General features: G+C 59.8%; 16 protein-coding genes. All 16 read left to right on the forward strand.

The genetic code is table 11. The features are described 5' to 3' along the window. Nucleotides 1-15: 15 nt before the first annotated feature. The 16 genes from M5B98_RS13035 to fliE all read left to right on the forward strand — a co-directional run bounded on the left by M5B98_RS13035 (nt 16) and on the right by fliE (nt 15,404). Nucleotides 16-636 carry a pseudaminic acid biosynthesis-associated methylase gene (locus tag M5B98_RS13035; RefSeq protein WP_248742915.1) on the forward strand — a complete coding sequence of 207 codons (621 nt, stop codon included), beginning with the start codon at nt 16-18 and terminating at the stop codon, nt 634-636. Next, entirely contained in the window at nt 633-1,328 is a 696-nt protein-coding gene (pseF, locus tag M5B98_RS13040) for a pseudaminic acid cytidylyltransferase (protein WP_248742916.1), read from the forward strand. Before M5B98_RS13035 ends, pseF begins: the two co-directional genes overlap by 4 nt. Further along, nucleotides 1,325-2,827 (forward strand): UDP-2,4-diacetamido-2,4,6-trideoxy-beta-L-altropyranose hydrolase, encoded by a 1,503-nt coding sequence (gene pseG, locus M5B98_RS13045; RefSeq protein WP_248742917.1) that lies wholly within the window; start codon nt 1,325-1,327, stop codon nt 2,825-2,827. The genes pseF and pseG overlap by 4 nt, the downstream gene beginning before the upstream one ends. Beyond that, entirely contained in the window at nt 2,824-3,876 is a 1,053-nt protein-coding gene (gene pseI, locus M5B98_RS13050) for a pseudaminic acid synthase (protein ID WP_248742918.1), read from the forward strand. Before pseG ends, pseI begins: the two co-directional genes overlap by 4 nt. 225 nt (nt 3,877-4,101) lie before the next feature. After that, on the forward strand, nt 4,102-5,028 hold the full coding sequence (locus M5B98_RS13055) for a ketoacyl-ACP synthase III (protein ID WP_085710450.1): 927 nt from the start codon (nt 4,102-4,104) through the stop codon (nt 5,026-5,028). Between the two features lie 86 nt (nt 5,029-5,114). Next, the gene (locus tag M5B98_RS13060; protein ID WP_248742919.1) at nt 5,115-6,407 is read left to right on the forward strand and encodes a motility associated factor glycosyltransferase family protein; all 1,293 of its coding nucleotides are present in this window, start codon (nt 5,115-5,117) and stop codon (nt 6,405-6,407) included. Then, nucleotides 6,404-6,670: a hypothetical protein gene (locus tag M5B98_RS13065; RefSeq protein WP_248742920.1), complete on the forward strand. Its 267-nt coding sequence runs from the start codon at nt 6,404-6,406 to the stop codon at nt 6,668-6,670. The genes M5B98_RS13060 and M5B98_RS13065 overlap by 4 nt, the downstream gene beginning before the upstream one ends. A 244-nt stretch (nt 6,671-6,914) precedes the next feature. Further along, nucleotides 6,915-7,775, forward strand: a complete 861-nt coding sequence (locus tag M5B98_RS13070) for a flagellin domain-containing protein (protein WP_007958307.1) — start codon at nt 6,915-6,917, stop codon at nt 7,773-7,775. Nucleotides 7,776-7,846: 71 nt separating this feature from the next. After that, entirely contained in the window at nt 7,847-8,203 is a 357-nt protein-coding gene (locus M5B98_RS13075) for a flagellar protein FlaG (protein ID WP_248742921.1), read from the forward strand. An 80-nt stretch (nt 8,204-8,283) separates the two neighbouring features. Further along, a complete protein-coding gene (gene fliD, locus M5B98_RS13080; protein WP_248742922.1) occupies nt 8,284-9,744 on the forward strand; it encodes a flagellar filament capping protein FliD in 1,461 nt (486 codons plus the stop codon). Nucleotides 9,745-9,873: 129 nt separating this feature from the next. Beyond that, nucleotides 9,874-10,272, forward strand: coding sequence for a flagellar export chaperone FliS (fliS, locus tag M5B98_RS13085; protein WP_085710456.1), 399 nt, complete (start codon nt 9,874-9,876; stop codon nt 10,270-10,272). A gap of 10 nt (nt 10,273-10,282) precedes the next feature. Beyond that, nucleotides 10,283-10,579 carry a flagellar protein FliT gene (locus M5B98_RS13090; protein WP_085710457.1) on the forward strand — a complete coding sequence of 99 codons (297 nt, stop codon included), beginning with the start codon at nt 10,283-10,285 and terminating at the stop codon, nt 10,577-10,579. A 172-nt stretch (nt 10,580-10,751) separates the two neighbouring features. Next, nucleotides 10,752-12,227, forward strand: coding sequence for a sigma-54 dependent transcriptional regulator (locus M5B98_RS13095; protein WP_003222863.1), 1,476 nt, complete (start codon nt 10,752-10,754; stop codon nt 12,225-12,227). 110 nt (nt 12,228-12,337) lie between these two features. After that, a complete protein-coding gene (locus M5B98_RS13100) occupies nt 12,338-13,549 on the forward strand; it encodes a sensor histidine kinase (protein WP_114881895.1) in 1,212 nt (403 codons plus the stop codon). Between the two features lie 5 nt (nt 13,550-13,554). After that, the gene (locus tag M5B98_RS13105; protein WP_248742923.1) at nt 13,555-14,946 is read left to right on the forward strand and encodes a sigma-54-dependent transcriptional regulator; all 1,392 of its coding nucleotides are present in this window, start codon (nt 13,555-13,557) and stop codon (nt 14,944-14,946) included. Nucleotides 14,947-15,074: 128 nt separating this feature from the next. Then, on the forward strand, nt 15,075-15,404 hold the full coding sequence (gene fliE / locus M5B98_RS13110) for a flagellar hook-basal body complex protein FliE (protein ID WP_085710460.1): 330 nt from the start codon (nt 15,075-15,077) through the stop codon (nt 15,402-15,404). Nucleotides 15,405-15,410 lie beyond the last annotated feature (6 nt).

Raw genomic sequence — 15,410 nt, forward strand, 5'->3', positions numbered from 1 at the left:
GGATGGAAAACGGCAATGCGTGATCTGAGCGAACAGGAACAATTCTGGCAGGGCGAATTCGGTAACCAGTACGTTGACCGCAATGTCGGCCAGCCACTGGTGGCGGCCAATCTGGCGTTGTTCGCCAAGGCGCTGACCCGGGCCGGGCGGATCGACAGCCTGCTGGAGCTGGGCACCAACGCCGGCAACAACCTGCAGGCGTTGCGTCAGTTACTGCCCAAGTGCGAGTTGTTCGGCGTCGAAATCAATGCCAACGCCTGCGCCCAGGCGCGTGCGCTGGAAATCGCGAACATCTGGCACGGCTCGCTGTTCGACTTTCCCCGTGAGCGCCAATACGACCTGACGCTCAGCAAAGGCGTGCTGATCCATCTGGCCCCGGAGCTGTTGTCGACCGCTTATGCGCAGTTGTACGAACTGAGTCAGCGCTACATTCTGATCGCCGAATACTACAATCCCTCACCGGTGGAAGTGTCCTATCGCGGCAACAGCGGCAAGCTGTTCAAGCGTGATTTCGCCGGGGAAATGCTCGATCGCTATCCGGATCTGCACCTGCTGGATTACGGCTTCGGTTATCACCGTGATCCGCAATTCCCGCTGGATGACGTCACCTGGTTCCTGCTGGAAAAACGCCCTTGAGCAACGTCGCAATCATCCCGGCCCGCGGTGGAAGCAAACGCATTCCGCGCAAGAATCTCAAACCGTTCGACGGTGTGCCGATGATTGCCCGTTCGATTCGCACGGCGCTGGATTCAGGGTTGTTCGACCAGGTTGTGGTCAGCACCGATGACGAAGAGATCGCCGAGCTGGCGCAGGTCCATGGCGCGCAAGTGCCGTTCTTGCGCCCGGCGGAGCTGGCCGATGACTTCACCGGCACCTCCGCGGTGATCGTGCACGCCTTGCAGCAACTGCCGACCTTCGATTACGCCTGCTGCGTGTACGCCACGGCGCCGCTGTTGCAGGCGCGCTTTCTGCGTCAGGGGCTCGAGTTGCTGGAGCAGCATCCCGACAAATCCTTTGCCTTTTCGGTCACCGATTTCGGCTTTCCGGTGCAGCGCGCCTTGACCCTGGACGGGCAGGGCGCGCTGACGGCGTTGTACCCCGAGTTTCGCAATACCCGTTCGCAGGATCTGCCGGCCGCCTTTCAGGATGCCGGCCAGTTCTACTGGGGGCGCGGCGAGGCCTGGTTGCGTGGCGAGATTCTGTATTCGCCGGCCAGCCTGCCGGTGATCCTGCCCCGGCATCTGGTGCAGGACATCGACACTGCCGAGGACTGGAAACGCGCCGAGTATCTCTACGCGGCACTCAAGGCCGGCGGAGAGCTGCAATGAGAGTGCTGATCCGCGCCGACGCCTCGCCCACCATCGGCAGCGGCCATATCGCCCGATGTCTGACGCTGGCGCGAGTGTTGCGCACGCAGGGCAGTCATGTCGCGTTTGCCTGTCGGCGCTTGCCGGGACATCGTCTCGATGCGTTACAGAGTGAAGGCTTCGAGACTTTTGCGTTGCCGGATCGCTACGCCGGCGAAGATCCGGAGCAGGCCATCGAGTCGATGCTGCCGTGGCAGGCGGATATCGATGAACTGGCGACGCAGCTGGAAGGACTGGCCGGATTCGACTGGGTCATCGCCGACCATTACGGCCTCGATCATCACTGGCAGACCGCTGCCCGGCGCTTCGCGCCACGGATCGCCGCCGTGGACGATCTGGCGACCCGTCGCTACAGCGTGGATCTGCTGCTCAATCAGAACCTCTCCGGCCTCAGTGAAAACTATCAGCCGCTGCTGCCGGCCGGGTGCCGAACGCTGCTCGGTCCGCGCTTTGCCATGTTGCGCGAAGAGTTCAGTGGTCCGGCCATTGAAATCAAACCCGTGGCGCGACGGGTGCTGGTGAATTTCGGCGGCTTCGACGCTGCCCGCCAGACCCATCACGCGATGCTGGCGCTGGCGGATTTTTCCGGGCTGGAAGTGGACTTTGTCGCGGGTGCCGACAACCCGGCATGGACAGAGATGCAGGCACTGGCCGAGACGCGGCCGAACTGGCGCCTGCACAGTTTTGTCAGCGATTTCCATCGACGCATGACCGAAGCCGACCTGTTCATCGGCGCCGGTGGCGGTACCAGCTGGGAGCGCGCGGCCATGGGCCTGCCGACGATCTGCATTGCCGTGTCGAACAACCAGCAGAACAACGGCGAGGTGATGGCGGCGGCCGGGGCCCATGTGTTCATGGGCGCACGGGAGCAGGTCAGCGTCGAGCAACTGTGCGATGCCATCGGTTTTGTCGTCGACAATTTTTACCTGCGCCAGAGCCTGGCCGAGCGTTCGCGGCAACTGGTCGACGGGCGTGGGGCATTGCGGGTTGCAGCGGCATTGGCGGGAGCGGTGCTCAAGATGCGTCTGGCGACGCCGGATGACGCGCAGTTGCTGTTTGACGGGCGCAATGCCGAAACGGTGCGTCGCTGGTCGCTGGAAAACGGCGTGATCGAGTGGTCGCAGCATCTGAACTGGTTGAACGCCAGTCTGCGCAATCCTCAACGGCTGTTGTTGATCGCCGAGTCCGATGACGGGCCGGTCGGTGTGTTGCGCTACGATCTGCGCGGTTTCGAGGCCGAGGTTTCGCTGTATCTGCTGGAGGGGCGTTTCGGTCTCGGCTGGGGCAGGGCACTGCTGGCGCAGGGCGAGGCGTTCGTCACGACGCACTGGCCGCAGATGACCGCGATCAGCGCGCAAGTCTTGCCGGCCAATCAGGCCTCATTGAATGTATTTCGTGACGCCGGGTTCACCCAAAGTGCCTGCGCGTTCACCAGGGATTTGAAGGAACACCGTTCATGAACAGTTTCAAGATTGGCGATCGCCTGATCGGTGCCGACGCACCGCCATTCATCATTGCTGAAATGAGCGGCAACCATAACCAGTCGCTGGAAGTCGCCCTGCAGATTGTAGAGGCGGCGGCCAAGGCCGGTGCCCATGCCTTGAAGCTGCAAACCTACACCGCCGACACCATGACCCTGGATCTGGCGGAAGGTGAGTTCTTTATCAAAGACCCGAACAGCTTGTGGGCTGGCACCTCGCTGTACGATTTGTACGAGAAGGCCCACACGCCATGGGAATGGCACGCACCGATCTTTGCCCGAGCCAAAGAGCTGGGCATGCTCGCGTTTTCAACGCCGTTCGATGACAGCGCCGTGGACTTCCTGGAAAGCCTCGACGTGCCGGCCTACAAGATCGCCAGCTTTGAAAACACCGATCTGCCGCTGATTCGTCGCGTCGCGGCGACCGGCAAGCCGCTGATCATTTCCACCGGCATGGCCAGCATCGCCGAGCTCGACGAAACCGTGCGCGCGGCTCGTGAAGCCGGGTGCAAGGATCTGGTGTTGCTCAAATGCACCAGCACCTACCCGGCGACGCCGCTCAACAGCAATGTGCGCACCATCCCGCATCTGCGTGAGCTGTTCGGTTGTCAGGTGGGGCTGTCGGATCATTCGATGGGCGTCGGCGTGTCGGTGGCCGCTGTGGCGCTCGGGGCTACGGTGGTTGAAAAGCACTTCACCCTCGACCGCATGGCGGGCGGGGTGGATGCGAGTTTCTCGCTGGAGCCCGCGGAAATGGCCAGCCTGGTGGTCGAAACCGAGCGCGCCTGGCAGGCCATGGGCCAGGTGCATTACGGCGTTACCGAGGCTGAGAAAAAGTCTCTGGTTTACCGTCGGTCGCTGTACGTCACGGCCGATATGGCGGCCGGTGAACCCTTCACGGCGGCCAATCTGCGCGCCATTCGTCCCGGTCTCGGTCTGCCACCCAGGCACACCGACACCGTCCTCGGCCGCTGTGCACGCGCGCCGATCAAACGCGGCACGCCGCTGGACTGGTCGCTGGTCGAATAACCCGATCTGCACCGATTCGGCAAAATAGAGTGACCTGCGAGTCATAACGCGCATCTTCACTGTATTGTATTGACCGGGGAGATGGCGCCTGGCCCGTTATCGGTTCCAGTGATAGCCCTTTGCGCTCCCCGTGGCTGCCCGTTGTGGCGGCCGTTTTCTGTTTGTCGGCGCCCCTCGAATCCTTGCGAGCGGTGGTATTGGGCTGTTTATTATTGGGAAGCCGTAATGATTGGCATAAAAAGCATTGCGAGCTACGTTCCTGTAGCCGGCGTGGACAATTACGCACAAGGTGCAAAATTCGAGAAGGATGAAGAATTCATCCTCGGCAAGATCGGTTCGGCCTTCCTGCCACGTAAAGATGCAGAACAGGAAACTTCCGATCTGTGCGTTGAAGCGGCCAATGCGCTGTTTGCCAGCAACCCTGAACTGAAACGTGAATCCATCGATGCGCTGATCGTCGTCACCCAGAACGGTGACGAAGAAGGCCTGCCGCATACTGCTGCAATCGTGCAGGACAAACTGGGTCTGCCGACCAATGTCGCAGCGTTCGATATTTCCCTGGGCTGCTCCGGTTACGTCTACGGCATCTACGCGATCAAGGGCTTCATGGAAGCTGCCGGCCTGAAGAACGGCCTGCTGATCACTGCCGATCCGTATTCGAAGATTGTCGACCCGGAAGACCGCAACACCACCATGCTGTTCGGCGACGCCGCCACCGCGACCTGGATGGGTGAAGACCCGGTCTGGGCGCTGGGCAAGGCCAAGTTCGGCACCGACGGTTCGGGTGCGCCGCATCTGAAAGTCACCGATGGCGTGTTCTTCATGAACGGTCGTCAGGTGTTCAACTTTGCATTGCTGAAAGTCCCGGCACACTTGCATGAGTTGCTCGACGACTCCGGTCTCAACGCCGATGACATCGATGCGTTCTGCATTCACCAAGGCAGCGCGGCGATTGTCGATGCCGTGGCGCGGCGATTCGAAGGCGAGCCGGAGAAGTTCATCAAGGACATGGTCGAGACCGGCAACACCGTGTCATCGAGCATTCCGCTGCTGCTGGAGAAGCACGCGCTGGATTCCAGCTGGAACCGAGTGGCGCTCAGCGGTTTCGGCGTCGGTCTTTCGTGGGGGTCGGCGATTATCTATCGTCCTTGAACCCACCAAAAACGACGGATACAAAAATAGCGTTCAAGGGGTAACCTTGAACGCTATTTTTTTGCCTGAAGGGAGCGCGAGGCATCATGAGCGAGTTTTTCCACGCCAACGCTGAAGTCATCGAGCGACGCTGGCCGGCGCTGTTCGCACGGTTGATGAGCGAAGACAGTTCGACGATCCAGGCCGATCTGACGCAAGGGCTGGGTTCGACACTAAGCATCGGTGGCATTCAGCTCACAAGTCGCCATGACCGCATTCATGAAGCCCGGATTCAGGCCGAAAGCCTGCCGGCCGGCAAGCCGCAATTGCATGTCTACGGCACCGGCCTCGGGGATTTGCCGACCGTGCTGCTGGAGCGTGCCGGGCTAGAGCGTCTGTACGTGCACATTCTCAATGGCGCGCTGTTCGCCCTGGTGTTGCAACTGATTGATCAGCGACAGTGGCTGGAGGACTCACGGGTAGAACTTCTATACGCCGGTGACCTGCCGGACATCTGCACGCCGTTCTTTGCCTTGCCGGCGGAGATGCTGCTGGCCGACGACTTCAACGCGAAGATCCGTGATCGTCTGGTCAGTGAAGTGCACCTGAGCTTCAACAATCGTGAGTTCGATCCGCAGTCGCCGTTCATTCAGCAGCGCCTGCAGGACTGCCTGCCGGTGTTGCTCGCTGACGATGATGTGGCGCAATTGTTTGGTACTTGCGCTGGCCGGGAGATCTATGTGATCGGCACCGGGCCGACCCTCGAACAGCATTTCGAGCGTCTGGCCGCCATTCGCCAGCGAGACGAGCGCCCGCTGTTCATTTGCGTCGATACCGCTTACCGGCCACTGCGTGAGCACGGGATCGTGCCTGACTTGGTGGTGAGCATCGACCAACGCATCAGCTTCCGGCATTTGCCTTTCGAAGAATCCGACGACATCCCGCTGGTGTATCTGCCGATGAGCGACCCCGAGGTGCTGCGGGCATGGAAGGGCAAGCGTTATGGCGGTTATTCGCTCAGTCCGGTCTATGCGGTGCTGCGTGAGCAACATCCGCGGGCGCTGCTGCATGTGGGCGGCAGTGTGATTCACCCGGCGGTGGATCTGGCGGTGAAGATGGGTGCCGCGCGGATCACTCTGTTCGGCGCCGATTTCGCATTTCCGATGAACAAGACCCACGCCGGCTGGAATGACGGTGACCTGGGCCCATCAGTAAATCAGGCGCGGCACTGGGTGCGCGACGGGTTCGGTGAGCGCGTCAGTACTCAGCTCAATTTTCGTGGTTATCTGTGTGTGCTGGAGCGTTACATCGCCAGTCAGCCGCAAGTGGAGTTCTTCAACAGCAGCCGCTCAGGCGCATTGATTGCCGGGACGCGTTTCAATCAGGAGTTCGTGCAATGAGTGCGCTGCAAGGTTGTGTCGACGAGTGCCGGCGCTGCGCTGGCCTGTTTCGCCTGGGGCGTGATGTCGAAGCGGCGCTGGAGATGGTGGATGTATTCGAGGGTGCGCAGCATTTGCTGGTGTCCGCTTCGCCGGATATCCAGCAGCCGTGGTCGCAATTGCTCACGCAAATGCTCGATTGCCAGGAACGCCAGGACTGGCTCGGTCTCGCCGATTTCATGGAGTACGAATTGATCCGGCTGCTGGAAAGTTCTTCGGCATAAAAGAGCACCGACAGCACTGGCCCGCAGCTTTGCGCGGCGGACGGTTTTATGGCGTCATTTTTTCGAGGGCGAAGTGCTGCTAAGTCTTTGTTTTCTCGGGGGTGGCAGGGTGATGGCAAAAATTTTCAAAAAAGCCCTCAAGCAACCTGCAAACCCGACGATAACTATTACGAAGGTTCTCTAGGCCATACCCGGCGGTTGCCAGGGCCGGAAGCCGCAGTACCCAACCAACGAGGAATTCGTCATGGCTTTAACAGTAAACACCAACACCACGTCGTTGAACGTTCAGAAAAACCTGAACCGCGCCTCCGACGCTCTGTCGACTTCGATGCAGCGCCTGTCTTCCGGCCTGAAAATCAACAGCGCTAAAGACGACGCCGCTGGCCTGCAGATCTCCAACCGTATGTCTTCCCAGATCCGCGGTAACACCCAGGCTATCCAGAACGCCAACGACGGTATCTCCGTTGCCCAGACCGCTGAAGGCGCTCTGCAAGCTTCGACCGACATTCTGCAGCGTATGCGTGAACTGGCTGTTAAAGCTCGTAACGGTACCAACGGCACTGCTGACCAGACCGCAACCAACGCTGAATTCGCTCAGATGTCTGACGAAATCACCCGTATCTCGGCTGCTACCAACCTGAACGGCAAAAACCTGCTGGACGGTTCGGCTGGTACTGTGACCCTGCAAGTTGGCGCAAACACCGGTTCGGCTAACCACATCGACCTGGTACTGAGCTCCAAGTTCGACGCCGTAAGCCTGTCCGTAGGTAGCGGTACTGTAGTTCTGACCGGTACTACCGGTACTGGCGCTGGTTCTGCTTCGCAGAACATCGACAACGCGATCACTGCAATCGACGCCGCTATCGCTGCAATCGGTGCAACTCGTGCCAGCCTGGGTGCTTCGCAAAACCGTCTGACCAGCACCATCCAGAACTTGCAGAACATCACCGAGAACACCACTGCTGCACAAGGTCGCGTACAAGATACCGACTTCGCCGCAGAGACTGCTAACCTGACCAAGCAGCAAACCCTGCAACAGGCTTCGACCTCTGTTCTGGCTCAAGCCAACCAACTGCCTTCCGCTGTACTGAAGCTGCTTCAGTAATTTCGGAATGAGTTTTGGCGGGGGAGTGCGCTTGCGTGCTCTCTCGCTTTTTACATTAAGAGGTGATGAGCATGGACATGAGCGTAAAGCTTAACCTGTCTTATCCGGCGCCAAAGCCAGCCAATACCGTCGCCGACAAACCGTCGGAAACCAAGCCTCAAGCCGTTGATACCGTTTCCGACGTCAAAAAGAGTCAGGAATCGGATGAAACCAAGTTGAAGCTGGCGGTGCAGGAGATCGAGAAGTTCGTTCAGTCGATCAAGCGCAACCTGGAATTCTCGATCGATGAGCATTCCGGAAAGGTCATCGTCAAGGTGATCGCAAGCGAGACGGGCGAGGTCGTACGACAGATCCCTTCCGCAGAAGCTCTCAAGCTGGCAGACAGCCTGGCCAACGCGAGTCACGTGTTGTTCGACGCCAAAGTCTGATAGCTGGCATGAATCGTGTTTGAAGTGCTTTAGACCCCACAAGGGTCAAAAGACTGGCAACAACCCCAAGGGAGATGCACATGGCAAGTCCAATTTTACCGGGTTCCGGCCTGGGTTCCGGCCTGGACATTGGTGCGATCGTTACTGCGCTGGTCAACGCCGACAAGTCGCCAAAGCAGACGCAGATCGATTCCGCTACCAAAACCAACACGCTGAAGATTTCTGGTGTCGGTACGCTGAAGAGCGCGCTGACTGCGTTCCAGACGGCGATGAACAACCTGGGCAGCAAGACCAACCCTGCGTTCTCCGGTTACACGGCGACTTCGGGCAATCCTACTGTTCTGGGCGCTACTTCGGATAACACCGCGGTATCGGGCACTTACAGTGTTATTGTGAATAACCTGGCGACCGGCTCGAAAGTAGCCAGTGCGTCCTTTGCCGGCGGTGCTGCCAGTGCCATTCCGAGTGGTACCCTGAAAATCAGTCAGAATGGCACTGACTACAATGTCGACATTCCGGCCAATTCCACCTTGCAGAGCACCCGTGATGCCATCAACAAGGCACAGGGTGTCAATGGCATTTCCGCCAACATCGTGACGGACAGCACCGGTGCCTCGCGCCTGGTCATCAGTTCGAGCAAGACGGGCGCGGGCTCGGACTTGACGGTCAGCGGTATTGCCGGTCTGGAAATCGATGGCACCAAACCGATGAGTGCCACGCCGGCGGCAGGTGATTCCGGAGCGGTCAACGGGCTCGCACAAGATGCTTCGCTGACCATCGACGGCCTGAAGGTGACCAGCAAAAGCAACAACGTGACGGGTGCCATCAGTGGTTTGACCATGAACCTGCTGACGGTCCCTACTCCCCCAGGCACACCTGTCGTGGTGAGTGTCGATTCGAACACCAAGGGCTTGCAGACGTCTGTTCAGGCTTTCGTCGATGCCTACAATACGCTGAAGACCACCATCGATACCCTGTCCAAGGCGACGCCGGACGAAGATGGCAAGCTGACCGTTCAGGCGGCTTTTACCGGCGACTCCCTGCCGCGTTCGCTGATTGCCGATATTCGCAGTCAATTGACCATGCCGAGTACCGGTACCGCAAGCACGATGTCTTATCTGTCGCAGTTGGGTGTGATGACCGACAAGCTGACCGGTAACCTGACGTTCGACACCGCTGCATTCAACAAGACCATGTCCCAGCCGGGCATGACCGGTCAGGTTCAACAGTTGTTTGGCACCACTGATACCGACGGTCTGCTGTCGCGCATGAGCAAGGCGGTGGACCCTTATCTGAAGGCGCCTGCCGGTAGTCTCCCTACCGCCACAGGCTTGCTTGATCAGCGCATGGCCATCCTGAACAACAACACCAAGAGCCTGACCAGCCAGCAGCTGGCGCTCGATCTGCGTGTTGCCAACCTGACCAAGACGCTGACCGCCAAGTACAACGCCATGGACTTGCTGGTAGGGCAGATGAAAGCAACGGCCAGCAACATCACGTCGTTCTTCAGCTCGCTGAACGCTCAGCAATCTGCGAAGTAACATGCAAGAGCGACAAAAACCCGGCTACGCTTTCGAGCGTGTGCCGGGTTTTTGTCTTATGGTCTAAAGTTTTTCGGCTCGCTGGCGATACACTGGTCATACGAGTCATTGTGGCAAATGAGGTAGAACATGAATCCGATGTTAGCCCTTCGGCAATACCAGAAAGTGGGTGCCCACGCTCAGACGTCCGAAGCGAGCCCTCACCGTCTGGTGCAAATGCTGATGGAAGGTGGCCTGGCACGTATTGCCCAGGCCAAAGGTGCGATCGAGCGCAAGGACATTCCTGCCAAGTGCACGGCGATCAGCAAGGCCATTGGCATCGTCAGCGGCTTGCGTGAAGGTTTGGACCTGGAGAATTCCGCCGATACGCTGGCTGATCTGGACGGGCTGTACATCTACATGATGAAGCGTCTTGCCGAAGCCAACATCAACAGCGATCCGCGCATTCTGGATGAAGTCGCCGGCTTGCTGAGCACGGTAAAAGAAGGCTGGGATGCCATTGCTCCTACGCCTGCTCCTCAGTTTTAAGGAGATCACCATGAGTCTTGTATTGCAGCGAATCGAAGAAACCCGAGTGGCGTTGGTCGGTGCCCTGGCCGAACGCAACTGGGAGGCGATCGGTCAACTGGACCTCGATTGCCGTTCCTGCATGGAAGATGTCTTGAGTGAAGCTTCGCTGGATGAAGTGGCGCTGCGTGACAATCTCGAGGAGCTGCTGCATGTCTACAAAGAGCTTCTTGAAGTCGCCATGGGTGAGCGTCAGGCGATAGTCGACGAGATGTCGCAGATCACCCAAGCGCAGAACGCGGCAAAGGTTTACCATCTGTTTGGTTAATTAACCCTCAGTTAATCCAGACATGTGCGCCATAAATTTGACTGTGCACGGTTTTTTGACTTAACTAGTGGCTGTTTTCAGATTTCAGGCGTCTACAGGCACGAAGTGTCCTGCAAGCGTCTCGCTTGCCCCTCGTTTCGGGCATTGAGTTGACTAGGGAAGTTGCTATTGCATGTGGCGTGAAACCAAAATTCTGCTGATCGATGACGATAGCGTCCGCCGCCGCGACCTGGCGGTGATTTTAAATTTTCTTGGCGAAGAAAATTTACCCTGCGGAAGCCATGACTGGCAGCAGGCAGTCGGCTCTTTGTCGTCTAGTCGTGAGGTCATTTGCGTACTGATCGGGACGGTCAATGCTCCTGGTGCGCTTTTGGGCCTGTTAAAGACACTCTCGACCTGGGATGAGTTCCTTCCGGTTTTGCTGATGGGCGATAATTCTTCGGTGGACTTGCCCGAAGACCAACGCCGCCGGGTACTTTCGACTCTCGAAATGCCGCCGAGCTACAGCAAATTGCTGGACTCCCTGCACCGTGCCCAGGTCTATCGCGAAATGTACGACCAGGCCCGCGAGCGCGGCCGTCATCGCGAACCCAACCTGTTCCGCAGCCTCGTCGGCACCAGCCGGGCGATCCAGCATGTGCGCCAGATGATGCAGCAGGTGGCCGACACCGATGCCAGCGTGCTGATCCTCGGCGAGTCCGGCACCGGCAAGGAAGTGGTTGCGCGTAACCTGCATTACCATTCCAAGCGTCGTGATGCGCCGTTCGTGCCGGTCAACTGCGGGGCGATCCCGGCAGAGCTGCTGGAGAGCGAACTGTTCGGCCACGAGAAGGGCGCCTTCACCGGCGCGATCACCAGCCGTGCCGGCCGCTTCGAGCTGGCCAATGGCGGTACGCTGTTTCTCGACGAAATCGGCGACATGCCGCTGCCGATGCAGGTCAAGCTGCTGCGTGTGCTGCAGGAACGCACCTTCGAGCGCGTGGGCAGCAACAAGACCCAAAGCGTCGACGTGCGCATCATTGCCGCGACCCACAAGAATCTCGAAAGCATGATCGAGATCGGCACCTTCCGCGAAGACCTCTACTATCGCCTGAACGTGTTCCCGATCGAGATGGCGCCGCTGCGTGAGCGCGTCGAAGACATTCCGCTGTTGATGAATGAGCTCATTTCGCGGATGGAGCACGAGAAGCGTGGCTCGATCCGTTTCAACTCCGCCGCCATCATGTCCCTGTGCCGCCACGGCTGGCCGGGCAACGTCCGCGAGCTGGCCAACCTGGTGGAGCGCATGGCGATCATGCATCCGTACGGGGTGATCGGCGTGGTCGAACTGCCGAAGAAGTTCCGCTACGTCGACGACGAAGACGAGCAGATGGTCGACAGTCTGCGCAGCGATCTGGAAGAGCGCGTGGCGATCAACGGTCACACGCCGGACTTCACTGCCAACGCGATGCTGCCGCCGGAAGGTCTGGACCTGAAGGACTACCTCGGTGGTCTGGAGCAGGGCCTGATCCAGCAGGCGCTGGATGACGCCAACGGTATCGTGGCCCGGGCCGCCGAACGCCTGCGCATCCGTCGTACCACGCTGGTGGAGAAGATGCGCAAGTACGGCATGAGCCGGCGTGAAGGTGATGAACAGGCGGATGATTGACGCCTGTTTTTCAAATCCTTCATTTATAAGCCGTTTTTTTTAGGCACGGGTATTGCTACATCCCTCGCAACGTTCCGTTTAACTGACGGTCAGCCAAGCGAGAGAGCACAATGCCCCAAGCCTCCCAGATGTCTTCTGTTCCCGAGTCCTCGGGGCAACTGCCGTCCGTAGAGCAGGCCAGTCGGCAGGGTCTTGAGCAGGCGTTCGCGCTGTTCAACCAGATGTCGAGTCAATTGACCGACTCCTACAGCATGCTCGAAGCGCGGGTCACCGAGCTCAAGGGCGAACTGGCCGTGGTCAGCGCCCAGCGTATGCAGGAACTGGCGGAAAAAGAACGTCTGGCCAACCGTCTGCAAAATCTCCTGGATCTGTTGCCCGGTGGCGTCATCGTCATCGACGGTCACGGCATCGTGTGCGAGGCCAACCCGGCCGCCATCGATCTGCTGGGTCTGCCGCTGGAAGGCGAGCTGTGGCGCCATGTCATTGCCCGTTGCTTCGCGCCCCGTGAAGACGACGGTCATGAAATCTCCCTGAGAAACGGTCGACGCCTGTCGATTGCCACCCGCTCGCTGGATGCCGAGCCGGGGCAATTGGTGCTGCTCAACGATCTGACTGAAACCCGTCACTTGCAGGATCAACTGGCACGCCACGAACGCCTGTCATCGTTGGGGCGCATGGTCGCCTCGCTGGCTCATCAGATTCGTACTCCGCTGTCCGCCGCGCTGCTCTATGCCAGCCATTTGACCGAGCAGGCGCTGCCGGTTGCCACCCAGCAGCGGTTTGCCGGGCGCCTGAAGGAGCGTCTGCATGAGCTGGAGCACCAGGTGCGCGACATGCTGGTATTCGCTCGCGGTGAATTGCCGCTGACCGACCGCATCACGCCCAATGCCCTGATGCAGTCGTTGCAGGCCGCGGCGCTGACCCACGTACAGGATCTGCCAATTCGCTGGCAGTGCGACAGCCACGCAGGCGAGTTGCTTTGCAATCGCGACACGCTGGTCGGGGCAATCCTCAACCTGATCGAAAACGCGATTCAGGCCGGTGGCGGTGATGTGCGTCTGAAGGTGCATTGCTACACCCGCGACAACACCCTGCGCCTTTGCGTCAGTGACAACGGCGGCGGCATCGAGCCGGCGGTGCTGGCGCGGCTCGGCGAGCCGTTTTTCACCACCAAGGTCACCGGCACCGGCCTGGGCCTGACCGTGGTCAAGGCCGTGGCCCGTGCGCATCAGGGAGAATTGCAGCTGCGCTCGCGGGTCGGGCGCGGCACGTGCGCGCAGGTGATCCTGCCGATGTTTTCCGCTGTACAGGGAGCTGAGTGAAGGTCATGGGCATCAAGGTTCTGCTGGTCGAGGATGACCGTTCATTGCGCGAGGCGCTGGCCGATACGCTGCTGCTGGCCGGTCACGACTATCACGCCGTGGGTTCTGCCGAGGAGGCGCTGAAAGCCGTGGAGTGCGAGGCGTTCAGCCTGGTGGTCAGCGACGTCAACATGCCGGGCATGGACGGTCACCAGTTGCTCGGCCTGCTGCGCGCGCGCCAGCCGCAATTGCCGGTGCTGCTGATGACGGCTCACGGCGCCGTCGAGCGTGCGGTCGATGCCATGCGTCAGGGCGCGGCGGACTATCTGGTCAAGCCATTCGAGCCCAAGGCGCTGCTGGATTTGGTCGCGCGTCATGCCTTGGGCAATCTCGGCACAGCTGACGCAGAAGGGCCGGTTGCGGTCGAACCGGCCAGTGCGCAGCTGCTGGATCTGGCGGCGCGGGTCGCCCGCAGCGATTCCACCGTGCTGATTTCCGGCGAGTCCGGCACCGGCAAGGAAGTGCTGGCGCGCTACATTCACCAGCAATCCCATCGCGCCAGTCAGCCGTTCATCGCGATCAACTGCGCGGCGATCCCCGACAACATGCTCGAGGCGACACTGTTCGGTCACGAGAAGGGTTCGTTCACTGGCGCCATCGCGGCACAGGCGGGCAAGTTCGAGCAGGCCGACGGCGGCACCATTCTGCTCGACGAGATTTCCGAAATGCCCCTGGGTCTGCAGGCCAAGTTGCTGCGGGTGCTACAGGAACGTGAAGTGGAGCGGGTCGGCGCACGCAAGCCGATCACTCTCGATATTCGTGTCGTCGCCACCACCAACCGTGATCTGGCGGGCGAAGTGGCGGCGGGGCGGTTCCGTGAAGACCTCTACTATCGCCTGTCGGTGTTCCCGCTGGCCTGGCGTCCGCTGCGTGAGCGCACCGCCGACATCCTGCCGCTGGCCGAGCGTCTGCTGGCCAAACACGTCAATAAAATGAAGCATGCGATGGCGAAGTTCTCGCCCGAGGCGCAGGCGTGTCTGATCGGTTATCCATGGCCGGGCAACGTGCGTGAGCTGGATAACGCGGTGCAGCGGGCGTTGATTCTGCAGCAGGGCGGGCTGATCCAGCCGCAGGATTTCTGTCTCTCCGGGCCTGCGCTGTTCGCGCCGTTGCCGGTGGCGATGCCGGTCGTGCCGGTCATTCGTGAGGTCGAGATCGAGGCCGATTCGGCCGGCGCGCTGGGCGATGACCTGCGTCGTCGCGAGTTCCAGATGATCATCGACACCCTGCGCACCGAACGCGGTCGGCGCAAGGAAGCCGCCGAAAAACTCGGTATCAGCCCACGTACATTGCGCTACAAACTGGCGCAGATGCGCGATGCCGGAATGGACGTCGAAGGGTATCTGTTCGCCACGTAAGCGGTGGCGCAAACGTTTGAAAACGCATTTCTCGAAGCGGTGCCCGTGAGCTGGCACCGTTGTTGCTAACACCTGAGTACCCGCCGAGTGAGTGTCAAAAAATTGCGGGCCGCCCAAGAGAGTAGACCATGAGCCAAGGTATTGAATTTAATCGGTTGATGATGGACATGAAGGCCATGCAAATGGACGCCATGTCGAAGCCGAAATCGACTGCCGCCGTCCCTGAAGTGGCAGGCAGCAGCTTTTCCGACATGCTCGGTCAGGCCATCAACAAAGTGAACGATACCCAACAGGCTTCGAGCCAATTGGCCAACGCGTTCGAAATCGGCAAGAGCGGCGTCGATTTGACGGACGTGATGATTTCCTCGCAGAAGGCCAGCGTGTCGTTCCAGGCTCTGACCCAGGTGCGCAACAAACTGGTTCAGGCTTATCAAGACATCATGCAGATGCCGGTTTAAGGACGA

Origin of the sequence: Pseudomonas sp. MWU12-3088 (assembly GCF_023242405.1) — a bacterium.
GTDB lineage: Bacteria > Pseudomonadota > Gammaproteobacteria > Pseudomonadales > Pseudomonadaceae > Aquipseudomonas > Aquipseudomonas kribbensis.

Coding starts and splice junctions, on each gene's coding strand:
- M5B98_RS13035 (WP_248742915.1), top strand. CDS start 16: ATGCGTGATCTGAGCGAACAGGAACAATTCTGGCAGGGCGAATTCGGT.
- pseG (WP_248742917.1), top strand. CDS start 1,325: ATGAGAGTGCTGATCCGCGCCGACGCCTCGCCCACCATCGGCAGCGGC.
- pseI (WP_248742918.1), top strand. CDS start 2,824: ATGAACAGTTTCAAGATTGGCGATCGCCTGATCGGTGCCGACGCACCG.
- M5B98_RS13055 (WP_085710450.1), top strand. CDS start 4,102: ATGATTGGCATAAAAAGCATTGCGAGCTACGTTCCTGTAGCCGGCGTG.
- M5B98_RS13060 (WP_248742919.1), top strand. CDS start 5,115: ATGAGCGAGTTTTTCCACGCCAACGCTGAAGTCATCGAGCGACGCTGG.
- M5B98_RS13065 (WP_248742920.1), top strand. CDS start 6,404: ATGAGTGCGCTGCAAGGTTGTGTCGACGAGTGCCGGCGCTGCGCTGGC.
- M5B98_RS13070 (WP_007958307.1), top strand. CDS start 6,915: ATGGCTTTAACAGTAAACACCAACACCACGTCGTTGAACGTTCAGAAA.
- M5B98_RS13075 (WP_248742921.1), top strand. CDS start 7,847: ATGGACATGAGCGTAAAGCTTAACCTGTCTTATCCGGCGCCAAAGCCA.
- fliD (WP_248742922.1), top strand. CDS start 8,284: ATGGCAAGTCCAATTTTACCGGGTTCCGGCCTGGGTTCCGGCCTGGAC.
- fliS (WP_085710456.1), top strand. CDS start 9,874: ATGAATCCGATGTTAGCCCTTCGGCAATACCAGAAAGTGGGTGCCCAC.
- M5B98_RS13090 (WP_085710457.1), top strand. CDS start 10,283: ATGAGTCTTGTATTGCAGCGAATCGAAGAAACCCGAGTGGCGTTGGTC.
- M5B98_RS13095 (WP_003222863.1), top strand. CDS start 10,752: ATGTGGCGTGAAACCAAAATTCTGCTGATCGATGACGATAGCGTCCGC.
- M5B98_RS13100 (WP_114881895.1), top strand. CDS start 12,338: ATGCCCCAAGCCTCCCAGATGTCTTCTGTTCCCGAGTCCTCGGGGCAA.
- M5B98_RS13105 (WP_248742923.1), top strand. CDS start 13,555: ATGGGCATCAAGGTTCTGCTGGTCGAGGATGACCGTTCATTGCGCGAG.
- fliE (WP_085710460.1), top strand. CDS start 15,075: ATGAGCCAAGGTATTGAATTTAATCGGTTGATGATGGACATGAAGGCC.